We start from the raw sequence: 12,013 nt of genomic DNA, 5'->3' as shown, positions 1-12,013 counted from the left end.
AATCGAGATAAATCTCTTTTGCCTTCTCCTTGTTACAGTTCTGATCGGAAGAGGCAGACCGCTTTTCACGACAAAAACGCGACAACCGTGGCGAGGTGCATGATGATAGCCGCACGTTCCGCCTGACCCGGGCCAAGTGCATAACAATAACGAGCCCACTTAAGCAGAGGGTATTACTGATGGATAGCAGAACCCTACGCAACCTCATGCGCATCATGCAGACCGGCTCCTTGTCGGCGGCGGCGGAGCATTCGTGCCTCACGGTGCAGGCATTGGCAGCGCAGTTGAACAAAGTCGAGGAACAGTTCGGTTTCCGCTTGTTCCGACGTTCGAACAAGGGCCTGACCTTGACGAGCCAGGGCTTGGAATTGACCCCTTTCATGGATCAGGTGCTGGTGGCCACCCGCCAATTGGAGGAAAAGGTCGCGGCGCTCAGGACGCCAGGGCAATGCACATTGAAAGTCGCGCTCAATACCACCCTGCCAGCGGAGTTCAACCGACGAATGGTTGACCGGCTGATCGCGGTTTTCCCTCGACACCAGCTGGAGTTCAGCTACGCCGAGTCGATGGAGAATCTGAGCAAGCTCAAGAACGAAGCTTTCGACCTGGCCGTCCTGATCGGGCCGCAGCAGAGTGATTTTCCCAGCATGACCCTGCCGGATGTACAAGTGCGGGTGGTGGGTGCCCACTGTGGCGATGAGGATGACTCCCTTTGTTCGCTCAGCGACAAGTTTCAGGTACGTCCGGCGCAAGACTGTCCGTATTCCCACAGTTTCCGTCGCCTGCTCGATGCCGGGCTGGGCGAATACGGCTCGGGCCAGCGGGTCGTGTATTCCTGCAGTGAAACGCTGACCTTGTCATTGATCGCTCAACTCGATGGCCTCGGACTGGTGTCCCGGGAAGCGGCGTTGCGCAATGGCCTGGCGGTCCTTCCGGACTTCGAGGACTTTCTCGAAGTCCGCCTGGAGGTGAACAATCCCCTGTTGTCAGGCCAGCCGCTGCACGACGTGGTGGACCTGCGGCTACAGGAACGAACCGAGCACGATATACGCCACCGTGCCCAACGCCACGCTGAAAAACAGGTTACGGCTGAAATACGCACATAGCAGCGTCGCGATGGCGGCATAGGATTCCGGACGGTCAAGTTGTATCTGCTGATCCTTGATCAACAAAGGGGGAAGACTGATAGCGGCAACGATCGCCACCGGCAGGTATTCCAAGGCACGGGCGACGAAAGGCGGCCAGTGCTCGGTATTGACCTGCAACGGCAGGGCACGGGGCAGGAAGGTCACGGCCATCATCAGGGCCACGACCAGGATCAGGAACGTTTGGTCAGGCATACACCCACCCCGCAGCCCACGAACGTAGCAATGAAGACGTTGAATGGCGAACTGCCCAGCAGGCTCAAGCCGCTCATGCAGACCACAGCCGCCAGGGCCGCGATCAATTTTTTGCGGGTGTTACACAGCGAAACCAGCACATAGAGCATCATCGCGGTCAAGGCGTAGTCGAGCGGGTACTTGATCAGGTGCGCCGCGTACTTCGCGCATACTGCCCCCAGCAAGCCGCCGAGCACCCAGGAGGTGTGGCAGAAGAGATTGAAGCCGAGCAGGTAACGCACACTCATCGGGGCCCCGCTGCCAAGCTTGGCGCTGTGGAAAGCGAAGGATTCATCCGTAAGCCCTGCCGCATAACACCAGCGCTCGAAACGACTGAGCCCCAGCGCATACAGGGCCTTGGCCATATAGACCGACATCAGCATGTGCCGCGCATTGATCAAGAACGTGGTGAGCACGATGGTGGTCAACGACGCACCACTGGAGATCAAGGCCAAGGCCGCAAACTGCGAAGCGCCCGCGTAGACGAACAGGCACATCGCCACGGGCAGCCACAGGGGCAAGTTGGCGTTGACCGCCATCAGACCGAACACAAACGCAACCGTAAAATACCCCGCGACTACCGGACTGGCCTCAGCGAAGGTACGCGAGGCTGGTGGTTCGACCGCCAGCGGCTGGCTGGATATCTTGTTCATAGATCCCTCTCGAAGGTGATTTCACCCCGCAGAAACGCTTGCCGAGTAGCCATAGCGGCGAAAACGCATGCCTGACTTGGCTTGGCCCTCACGGCTCGTCGATCAAGGTTTAACCGGTGCAGCGCTCATGACAGCTCTTTTGCGCCTGGCAACGATTCTGTTGAGGCGGTCACGGTAGTGATTGAACTCCTCGATGGTGATGCGCTGGTCGAACATCATTTCGGACAGTTGCTTCTGGATCATCGCTGACCAGCTAACAGGTGTTTCAACGTGCTCGAGCGTTTCCAGCTCTTCACCGATGAGAACGTGAGGACTCACAGTTCGTTATCCTCCGCTTGACCGATCAGCGCTGTCGGATTCCATGTTTCCCCAGCTGCTGGCCACGGGGACACAGTCACCGAAATGATCGTAGCGGTTGAAGTCCCCACCCCGAACATTGACGTATTCGTCACGTCGTAACGCTTCGCCCACTCCCCTGTTCAAAACGATCATTGTGTATAGGTCTCCGCTGCATTGAGCGGCCTAATCTAGTGGGCGCAGGATTTACGTCCATGAGAAAGAATTTGAGGCATTTCAAGCCGTGCTTGAAACGAAGTTGGGGTGACTTCTGTAGTCCGGCGAAAAACCTTCAAGAACCGATCAAAACGAACAGCCATCCAGACCGCAGGTCGCTGCAGGCGTAGCGGCCCGCTCCGGCAGAGCTTGCTTGAGCCACTGTGCGAATGCCTCGGGCTTGCCGAGCCAGGGACCGATGTCGATCAGCGTGAACAGGCCATCCTGCTCCAAGGCAAAAGTCGGGAAGCCTTGCCCGCCCACCTCGCTCAGCAAGGTGCGACTGGCCTTGATATGTCCCTGCACATCGACCGCCTCGAAGGCCGATCGAAACGCCTGGGCCTGCAAGCCAATGGATTGTGCGAGTTCCAATAACACGGCCTCGTCGGCAATGCGCCGACCTTCGACATAGTGCGCGGTTTGCAGACGCCCCAGAAGCTCCAGGCCGCGGCCATCGAGTTGTTCGGCAGCGAGGACGGCGGCCGTCGGCGGCGCTGAATCGAACACCGCGTCGCCGTCCCGCAACAAACCTTCGAAATAGTCTTCGCCAAACGGCTGCCCGGTGTATTCGGCAATACGTCGGTCATGGGGTATCACGTAGTTGCGCAGTTGTGGCGTGACCTGCTGGCGATTGGCGCCGGTCATCATGCCGCCACCATGGGCGAGAACAGGCAGCACGTCCCGAGCGGCTTGAACCAACGGCTTGGCGCCGTAGCACCAGCCACACAGGGGGTCGTAGATGTAGTGAAGGAAGATCATGGAAGCTCCGCTAGCCGTAAGGTTTCGATGGCTGCAGATTAGTCCCCACAGCGCCTCGGAAAAACGCTGGAACGGGTTTCAGTTTGTTGCGTGAATCGGTCGAATGCCCCTGCGAATCTCGCCAGTATCGAGATCCTGCGGACAAAAAAAAGCGCCGCCATGCCGGCCAGCGCTTTTCATCGATCCGTCGAATTCTATCCTTGCATCACATCCCATAACGCTTCGAGCTCGGCCTCGCTGAACAGGCCAACCGGGTAGCGTTCAACGATCATCTGGCGCGGATCAGGTTCCCTGATCTGACGCGTCCCGTTGGACTTCAACCACTGCGCCAAAGCTTGAAGCGACTCACCATTAACAGCCAAGGGATGGCACATGCGCTCGCCAATCATATTCACTCCAGCGCTCTCTCTTGGTCGACGAGCGGCCAATTTATCCAAGATTTATGACAAAACTACTCAGCTGCACTCGCGCAAGCCGCAAGACAGATACAAGAGCTATGCCAAGCAGCCTGTAGCGCCCATTGAACAGGCATAAAAAAACCCGCGTCCCAATCGGGCCGCGGGCTTGCCTGGATGGATCCAAAAACGCCGGCGCAGAGCCTGCGCCACCCATGTCACCAGGATGTTACATCGCCACTCATTTTATGTGCGGCGCAGGCTGTTGTTGGGTAAGGCAATGAATATTCCCGCCGCCCAGTAACAGCTCCCGTCCCGGCACCATGACCACTTCATGCTGCGGGAACAGGTCCTGCAGGATCTTCCTGGCCGGCGCGTCCTGCGGATCGTCGAAACTCGGTGCAATGATGCCGCCGTTGACGATCAGGAAGTTCACATAGGAACCGGCCAGCCGCACGCTTGGATTACGCTCCTGGGAGCCGTGTACCGTGTCCACGCCGGCACACTCCTCTTCGGTGGCATACAACGGCCCCGGAATGGGCATCTTGTGCACGATGAACGGGCGGCCCTTGGCATCGGTGTTGTTTTGCAGCACGTTCAGCGCCGCATGGCAGCGAGCGAAGTTCGGGGCCTGCGGGTCGTCGGTCCAGGCGAGCAATACTTCACCGGGACGCACATAGCAGCAGAAGTTATCCACATGGCCGTCGGTTTCGTCGTTGAACAGGCCATCCGGCAGCCAGATGATCTTGTCCACCGCCAGTTGCGCACTCAACACCGCTTCGATGTCTTCCCGGCCCAGATGCGGGTTGCGATTGCGGTTGAGCAGACACTCCTCGGTGGTGATCAACGTGCCTTCGCCGTCGACATGGATCGAACCGCCTTCGAGCACGAAACCTTCGGTGCGGTAACGCGGGCTGCGCTCGAGTTCGAGAATCTTGCCGGCCACTTGGGAATCGCGGTTCCACGGTGCATACAGGCCACCGTCGAACCCACCCCAGGCATTGAAGTCCCAGTCGACGCCACGCACTTCGCCGTGGTCATTGATCACGAACGTCGGGCCGGTGTCACGGACCCAGGCGTCATCGCTCGACATCTCCACCACGCGGATATTCGGCACATCGAGGCGCGCCCGGGCGTTTTCGTATTGGGCCGCCGACACCACCACGGTCACCGGTTCGAAACGGGCAATGGCCTTGGCCACCGCCGCATGGGCAGCTTGCGCGGGCTTGCCGCCCAGGCGCCAGTTGTCCGGGCGCTCGGGCCAGATCATCCAGGCCTGGGTCTGGGGCGCCCATTCGGCGGGCATGTAGAAACCGTCTGCGCGGGGAGTGCTGTGCAACGTTGTCATTAATCAGGACTCCAGTGAGCCATCAAGTGTTTTGAGCGAGCCGTACAGGTTTGGACGGCGATCACGTATTTCGTTCAGCGCCTGGACCTTTTCGCCGAACTGCTTGGCGATGAGACGACTTTATAGCCGACAAAAATCGGCTTTTAAAGCACGAAAAGCTCAACTTAATTGAATAAACAATGAAAATATAGATAAATATCGATTTTTAAACAATGCTATCCCCTGCGGAAGCGGGCTTGCTCGCGATAGCGATGGGTCAGCCAGATAAATATTGGCCAGACCACCCTCATCACGAGCAAGCTCGCCCCCCGCAGGAAAACAGGTTGGCGTTCCAGATCGGTTACAGCCCTTCGTCCAGGACCTTCTCCAGCATATCGACGAAGAAATCCACGCTCTGGCGCGAGGTCACCATCGGCGGCTTGATCTTGAGGATGTTCAGGTAATCGCCAGTTGGTTGCATGAAGATCCCCAACTCTCGCAAGCGATTGCACAGCGCCATGGTTTCTTCGGTAGCCGGTTCCAGGGTGTCACGGTTGCGGATCAGTTCCAGGCCCAGGTAGAACCCGGAACCATGCACCGCCCCAACCAAGGGATACCGGTCGATCAGGGCTTGCAGCCGCGCCTTGAAATGCCCACCCACCACCTTGGCGTTGTCCCACAGCTTTTCTTCTTCCATGACATCCAGCACCGCCAGGCCGATCCGGCAACTGACCGGGCTGCCGCCGGCCGACGAGAAGAAATAGCCCTCGGCCTCCAGCGCCTCGGCAATCTCCCGACGGGTGATCACCGCCCCCAGCGGCTGGCCGTTGCCCATGCCCTTGGCCATGGTGATGATGTCCGGTACCACGCCTTGTTCTTCGAACCCCCAGAAAAACTCGCCCATGCGCCCGTAACCAACCTGCACCTCATCGGCGATGCAGACGCCGCCACGCTCGCGCACCAATCCATAGACCTGCTTCAGGTAACCGGATGGCAACGCGATCCCACCGGCATTGCCATACACCGGCTCGCAGATGAAGCCGGCAAGCTGGCGCTTGTTCGCGGCTATTTTCGCCAGGTTGTCCTCGACGCTGCGCACGTAGTCTGGCGCGCTGTCGACCCCGCGGAATTCGCCGCGATAGGTATTCGGTGCGGTGACCGGGTGCACCCAGTCCGGGCGACTGCTCAGGGCCTGGGGGTTGTCGGCAATGGACGTCGACACCGCATCGGCGGCCACCGACCAACCGTGATAGGCCTCCAGCACACTGAGCATGTCGCGTCCGCCGCTGTAGGCCCACGCCAGGCGGATGGCCAGGTCATTGGCCTCGGTGCCGCTGTTGACCAGGAACACGCGGTCCATGCCGGGCGGTGCGAGTGACAGCAGGCGTTCGGAAAATTCGGCGATCGCCGCATAGTGGAAACGCGAGTTGGTATTGAGCAGCGACCATTGCCGGGCAGCGACGGCGGCCATGCGTGGGTGACCGTGGCCCAGTACCGCGACGTTGTTGAGCATGTCGAGGTAGGAACGCCCCTGCATGTCGATCAGATGGTTGCGCCAGCCGCGTTCGATACGCGGAGGGTCAACATAATAATGTTTCTGGGAACGAGCGAAGCTCGCATCACGCCGGGCCAGCAGCGCCTTGGGATCCTCCTCTGGCTCGGCATCGCAGGCCAGCCCCAGCAGCACCGCTGGCGACGGGCAGAGCTGGTGCCAGGCCGGAGCCGCGGAAGGCGTGCAGAACAACGGTGGATTCAACTGAGCACCTCGGCACAGTTGCACCCGCAACGGACCGACCACCTCCCCCAGCACTTGCCCCTTGACCAGCGCCGCGCCCGAATGCAGCGGCGACTTGACGCCCCACAGGCGCACGCTCAACTGCGCACTGTCGAGTTGCAACACACCGTCGGCCGACTTGTGCACCACGCCGGCGAAAGGCGATTCAAGCGGGGTGCCTTGCGGAACATACAACTCCACGTGCAGTGGATAAGTGTCCGGTTCGACCGCGCTGTCCGGCCGGGTGCGGGACAACCGATACTGCCCGTAGCGACTTGCAGCCAATCCATGGACTGCCGCTGCTTCGCCCAACAGGCGCTGGTCGATCCCGGGCTGCTCCCAATTGCCGGCTTCGAAGTGCGGGCTCAGCACCCCCAGGTCAATCAAGGCAAACTCGCGTCCCACCAGGGTCGGCAACAGCGGCGCGAAGCCTTCGCTGGCAATCGGCGGCAGACTGTGGCCGACGGAGGAAAGAATCGCTGCTTCCATCAGCTCGAGGGGCACCGAGTGGGCGACGCGGAAAATCTCCCACTCATGTTTCAGGTTGTCGCGGCTGTATTGGTTTTCCGGATCGATGGAAACCTGCTGCTCACCGCTGAGCACCAGTACCGCGGCGCGCGCGACGATCAGCGGCCAAAGCGCCAGCAGCTCGTGGTGTTGCAATGGATTGATCGCGTGGTAGGCCTTGATCGCCGGCAAGATGAAGAACGGATCGCCGTCGGCATGGTGCAACAGGGCCGCGCAGGTCACGGAGAGATCGGTGATGCGCCAGGTGCGGATCAGGTCGCCGAAATCAATGACACCCTGCACCTGCCATTGGCGCTGGGCATCGCGCTGCCAGACCACGTTGTCATCGGTGATGTCCATGTGGATCGCCTGCATCGGCAGGCTGGCCTTGAGCGGCAGCAAGCGCCGCTCGGCCTGCTGCGCGACCTCGGCAACCAGGTTGCGCCGCTGATCGTCCTCGATGACAGGCAACAGATGATCGACCAGGGCGGGGGCGTGGCGCGCGTCCCATTGCAGGGTGCGCTCCAGGCCCGGGTGGTCGAAGGTCGCCAGAGCCAGGTCCATTTCCGCGCACAACTGGCCCAGGCCGGTCACCAGGTCGGGCGTGAGATGCTTGAGCGCCGTGAGGGACTGGCCATCGATGTACTCGAGCAGGCGCACATGAACCGTTTGCCCCTCTACCTCCAGGGTCAGCAGGTCTTCGCCGTTGGCCGCCACGATGACCCGCGGTACTTTCACCGCGCCGTGCGCGGCCAATTGTTTGAGGGCCGCATGTTGGGCCTGGAGTTCCTGGATGGCGTAGTCGCCGTGGCAGATCTTCAGCACGAATTGACCGCGCTCGCTGTCGACGCGGTAGTTGAGGTCCTGATGGCTGCCGAGGGGTCGCAGGTCACCGCTGAGTCCATAATTCGAGCGCAGCAGTGTCACCACCTGAGCGGCGCTGACCTGTGGGCTTGGCAAACTGGCACGGTGAACCAACGTAGCGAGCGGCATACGACGACCCTTGGGGTGGTTTTATCGGATGTCTATCTCGCCACTGAGTCGATAGATAAGCAACCCCCTCCTTCCGGGAGAGTCGCATGGATGTCTCCTTGCGCTATTCCGACCGTGCCGACAGGCTATACTCCTGTGCTTTGTCGTCCAATGGAAAAGGCTTAACCGGATGCGCATCCTCATCACTGGCGGGGCCGGCTTCATCGGCTCGGCCCTTATACGGCACTTAATCGCCGACACCAGCCACCACGTCCTGAACCTCGACAAACTGACCTACGCTGGCAATCTCGAATCGTTGCGCAGCATCGACCACGACAGCCGCTACGAATTCGTCCAGGCCGACATCGTCGATCAACCAACGGTCAGCGCGACATTGGCGCGATTCAAGCCCGACGCCATCATGCACCTGGCCGCCGAATCCCACGTGGACCGCTCCATCGACGGTCCGGCGGACTTCATCCAGACCAACATCGTCGGCACCTACAGCCTGCTGGAAGCCACCCGTGCCTATTGGCAGACCCTCGCAGAACCGCAAAAGGGCGCGTTTCGCTTCCACCACATTTCCACCGACGAAGTGTATGGCGACCTGCACGGTGTGGACGACCTGTTCACCGAAACCACGGCCTATGCCCCCAGCTCGCCCTATTCGGCCAGCAAGGCAGCGTCCGACCACCTGGTTCGCGCCTGGCAGCGCACCTATGGCTTGCCCGTGCTGGTGACCAATTGCTCGAACAACTACGGGCCCTATCACTTCCCGGAAAAGTTGATTCCACTGGTAATCCTCAACGCATTGGCCGGCAAGCCACTACCGGTCTATGGGGATGGCCAGCAAGTGCGCGACTGGCTGTACGTCGAGGATCACGCCCGTGCATTGCTCAAGGTAGTCACCGAAGGTGTGGTCGGCGAGACCTACAACATCGGCGGCCACAATGAGCAACGGAACATCGACGTGGTTCGCGGCATCTGCGCGCTGCTCGAAGAGCTGGCGCCGAACAAGCCGGAGGGGGTCGAGCGCTATGCCGACCTGGTCACCTTCGTCAAGGATCGCCCCGGTCATGACCTGCGCTATGCGATCGATGCCGGCAAGATCGAACGGGAGCTGGGCTGGACGCCCCGGGAAACCTTCGAGACTGGCCTGCGCAAGACCGTGCAGTGGTACCTCGGGAACCTGCCATGGTGCCGACGTGTCCAGGACGGCAGTTATCAGGGCGAGCGACTGGGCTCGCTGGACAATAAGGATGCCATTGCATGATGAAGGGTATTGTTCTGGCCGGCGGTTCCGGCACACGCCTGCACCCCATTACACTCGGTGTTTCCAAGCAGTTATTGCCGATCTACGACAAACCGATGATCTACTACCCGATCTCGGTGCTGATGCTTGCCGGCATCCGCGAAATCCTGGTGATCTCCACGCCGCAGGATCTGCCGCACTATCGTGCCCTGCTCGGCGACGGCAGCCAGTTTGGCGTTCATCTGAGCTACGCCGAGCAACCGTCACCCGATGGCCTGGCCCAGGCCTTCCTGATCGGCGAACAATTCATTGGCAGCGACCCGGTGTGCCTGATCCTGGGCGACAACGTTTTCCACGGCCAGCACTTCGGCGAGCAATTGCAGATTGCGGCCAGTCGGCAGCGCGGCGCGACGGTGTTCGGTTACTGGGTCAAGGATCCCGAGCGTTTTGGCGTGATCGAGTTCGATCCTGAAGGCCGCGCCATCTCCATCGAAGAAAAACCTGCCAAGCCCAAGTCCAGCTATGCCGTGACCGGCCTGTATTTCTACGATAACGATGTGATCCAGATCGCCAAGGCCATCAAGCCTTCCAAGCGCGGCGAGCTGGAAATCACCGACGTAAACAATGCCTACCTGCATCGTGGCGATCTGCATGTCGAACGGTTTGGCCGTGGTTTTGCCTGGCTGGACACCGGTACCCACGACAGCCTGCTGGAAGCCTCGCAATACGTACAGACCATCGAGCATCGCCAGGGCTTGAAGGTCGCGTGCCTGGAAGAAATCGCCTACCAACAGGGTTGGGTCAGCCGCGAGCACATGCTTGAGCGCGCCGAATACTTCGGCAAGACCGGCTATGGTCAGTACCTGTTTACGGTTGTCGGAGAACCACGTTGAACGTCATCGCCACCCGCTTGCCGGACGTGCTGGTCATCGAACCGAAAGTCTTCGGCGACGATCGCGGTTTTTTCTACGAAAGTTTCAATGCGCGAGCGTTTACCGAGGCCACGGGCTGCACGCAGCCGTTTGTCCAGGACAACCATTCGCGCTCGACCCGAAGCGTATTGCGCGGCCTGCACTACCAGATCGAGCAGGCCCAAGGGAAACTCGTGCGGGTCACGTCTGGGGAGGTGCTGGACGTGGCCGTGGACATTCGCCGCAGTTCGCCCACATTCGGTCAATGGGTCAGCGTGAACCTGTCGGCACAGAACCGTCGGCAACTGTGGGTTCCGCCAGGCTTTGCCCATGGTTTCGTGGTGCTGAGCGAGTCGGCGGACTTTCTCTACAAGACCACTGATTACTACGCCCCCGCGGCCGAACGCTGCATTCGCTGGGACGATCCGCAGCTGGCTATCGATTGGCAACTGCAAGGCCCGCCCATCCTGTCGCCCAAGGACCAAGCCGGCAAGGCTCTGCGCGACGCGGACCTGTTCCCATGAAGACTTCCCTGCGGATCCTGATCGTCGGCCAGAACGGCCAGGTCTCCCAGGCCCTCCAGAGGCGCCTGGCGGGCATGGGTGAATTGATCGTGCTCGGCAGCAGCCAGCTCGACCTGGCACAGCCGGACCTCATCCGCGCGCCCATCGAGGCCCTGCGGCCCAACCTGATCATCAATGCCGCCGCCCACACCGCTGTCGACCAGGCCGAGGGCGAACCGCAGCGGGCGTTCGCCATCAACGCCACGGCACCCGGCATTCTGGCCCAGGTGGCGGTTGACCTGGGAGCGGCGCTGATTCACTACTCCACCGACTACGTGTTCGATGGTCGAAAACCCGAGCCCTACACCGAAGACGACACGCCCAACCCGCTGAGTGTCTACGGACGCAGCAAACTGGCCGGTGAAGACGCCATTCGCCAGGCAGGTGGCCAGCACCTGATTCTGCGCACCAGCTGGGTGTACTCCACCGAGGGCCGCAATTTCCTGCTGACCATGCAACGCCTGTTGCAGGAAAAGCCGCAGTTGCGGGTGGTGGCCGATCAGGTAGGCGCACCCACCTGGGCCAGCACCATTGCCGACAGCACTGCCCTGCTCATCGAACGCTGGCAGCGCGGTCAACCCGGAGCCTGGGGCACCTACCACCTGACAGCCCAGGGTGAAACCTCCTGGTTCGGCTTCGCCCAGGCCATCGGCGAAAGCCTGGTCCGCCAGCACAAGCCTTGCGCGATGCTCGAAGCCATCCCGTCCAGCGCCTACCCGACGCCAGCCCCGCGCCCGCTGAACTCGCGACTGGATTGCAGCCGTCTCCTCCGGGAATGGGGGGTAAGCCAGCCAGACTGGCGCAGTGCGTTGCAACAGTGTCTGGCCGGACAGGCTTAGGCTTTTTACGAAAAGTCGCCGAGCGGCGATCAGGCAAGGCGAAAACAGGCGAGGAACGGCCGGGGTCGCGTCCGACTTGACTGGTTGTCAATGAGCATTCCGATCGGACTCGCGCACGAGCCTGTTTTCA

At 60.7% G+C, this 12,013-nt stretch carries 12 protein-coding genes and 1 pseudogene; 5 read left to right on the top strand and 8 right to left on the bottom strand.

Translation table 11 applies throughout. From position 1 onward, the window contains the following. The first annotated feature begins 179 nt into the window (after positions 1–179). Entirely contained in the window at positions 180–1,106 is a 927-nt protein-coding gene (locus tag N4Q37_RS25355; protein WP_260962811.1) for a LysR family transcriptional regulator, read from the top strand. Here the strand turns inward: N4Q37_RS25355 and N4Q37_RS25350 are convergent. The 8 genes and pseudogenes from N4Q37_RS25350 to N4Q37_RS25315 form a co-directional block, all read right to left on the bottom strand. After that, complete coding sequence (locus N4Q37_RS25350) at positions 1,023–1,340, bottom strand: AzlD domain-containing protein (RefSeq protein ID WP_260962809.1); 318 nt, start codon at positions 1,338–1,340, stop codon at positions 1,023–1,025. The two genes, N4Q37_RS25355 and N4Q37_RS25350, sit on opposite strands and share 84 nt — an antisense overlap. After that, on the bottom strand, positions 1,319–2,032 hold the full coding sequence (locus tag N4Q37_RS25345) for an AzlC family ABC transporter permease (protein ID WP_260962808.1): 714 nt from the start codon (positions 2,030–2,032) through the stop codon (positions 1,319–1,321). Before N4Q37_RS25345 ends, N4Q37_RS25350 begins: the two co-directional genes overlap by 22 nt. Positions 2,033–2,134: 102 nt before the next feature. Next, positions 2,135–2,350 carry a hypothetical protein gene (locus tag N4Q37_RS25340; RefSeq protein ID WP_260962806.1) on the bottom strand — a complete coding sequence of 72 codons (216 nt, stop codon included), beginning with the start codon at positions 2,348–2,350 and terminating at the stop codon, positions 2,135–2,137. Positions 2,351–2,671: 321 nt separating this feature from the next. Beyond that, positions 2,672–3,340 carry a DsbA family protein gene (locus tag N4Q37_RS25335; protein ID WP_313958331.1) on the bottom strand — a complete coding sequence of 223 codons (669 nt, stop codon included), beginning with the start codon at positions 3,338–3,340 and terminating at the stop codon, positions 2,672–2,674. 197 nt (positions 3,341–3,537) lie between these two features. Beyond that, on the bottom strand, positions 3,538–3,732 hold the full coding sequence (locus N4Q37_RS25330; protein WP_260962801.1) for a hypothetical protein: 195 nt from the start codon (positions 3,730–3,732) through the stop codon (positions 3,538–3,540). A 247-nt stretch (positions 3,733–3,979) separates the two neighbouring features. Continuing rightward, a complete protein-coding gene (aguA, locus tag N4Q37_RS25325; RefSeq protein WP_260962799.1) occupies positions 3,980–5,086 on the bottom strand; it encodes an agmatine deiminase in 1,107 nt (368 codons plus the stop codon). 3 nt (positions 5,087–5,089) lie between these two features. Beyond that, positions 5,090–5,206, bottom strand: a pseudogene (locus N4Q37_RS25320) (N-carbamoylputrescine amidase); the annotation flags it as partial. Positions 5,207–5,426: 220 nt separating this feature from the next. Next, positions 5,427–8,339, bottom strand: coding sequence for an aminotransferase (locus N4Q37_RS25315; protein WP_260962798.1), 2,913 nt, complete (start codon positions 8,337–8,339; stop codon positions 5,427–5,429). A 169-nt stretch (positions 8,340–8,508) separates the two neighbouring features. Between N4Q37_RS25315 and rfbB the strand changes: the two genes are divergently transcribed. From rfbB to rfbD, 4 genes are read left to right on the top strand one after another with little or no spacing between them, the layout of a single operon-like run. Then, the gene (rfbB, locus tag N4Q37_RS25310) at positions 8,509–9,591 is read left to right on the top strand and encodes a dTDP-glucose 4,6-dehydratase (protein WP_260962796.1); all 1,083 of its coding nucleotides are present in this window, start codon (positions 8,509–8,511) and stop codon (positions 9,589–9,591) included. After that, positions 9,588–10,463: a glucose-1-phosphate thymidylyltransferase RfbA gene (gene rfbA, locus N4Q37_RS25305; protein WP_260962794.1), complete on the top strand. Its 876-nt coding sequence runs from the start codon at positions 9,588–9,590 to the stop codon at positions 10,461–10,463. The genes rfbB and rfbA overlap by 4 nt, the downstream gene beginning before the upstream one ends. Further along, positions 10,460–11,005, top strand: a complete 546-nt coding sequence (gene rfbC / locus N4Q37_RS25300) for a dTDP-4-dehydrorhamnose 3,5-epimerase (protein WP_260962793.1) — start codon at positions 10,460–10,462, stop codon at positions 11,003–11,005. The genes rfbA and rfbC overlap by 4 nt, the downstream gene beginning before the upstream one ends. Further along, a complete protein-coding gene (gene rfbD / locus N4Q37_RS25295; RefSeq protein ID WP_260962792.1) occupies positions 11,002–11,883 on the top strand; it encodes a dTDP-4-dehydrorhamnose reductase in 882 nt (293 codons plus the stop codon). The genes rfbC and rfbD overlap by 4 nt, the downstream gene beginning before the upstream one ends. Positions 11,884–12,013 lie beyond the last annotated feature (130 nt).

This window comes from Pseudomonas citri (assembly GCF_025336485.1).
Lineage (GTDB): Bacteria > Pseudomonadota > Gammaproteobacteria > Pseudomonadales > Pseudomonadaceae > Aquipseudomonas > Aquipseudomonas citri.
Note: the sequence above shows the minus strand (reverse complement) of the source record. Positions and strands in the feature narration are given on the sequence as shown.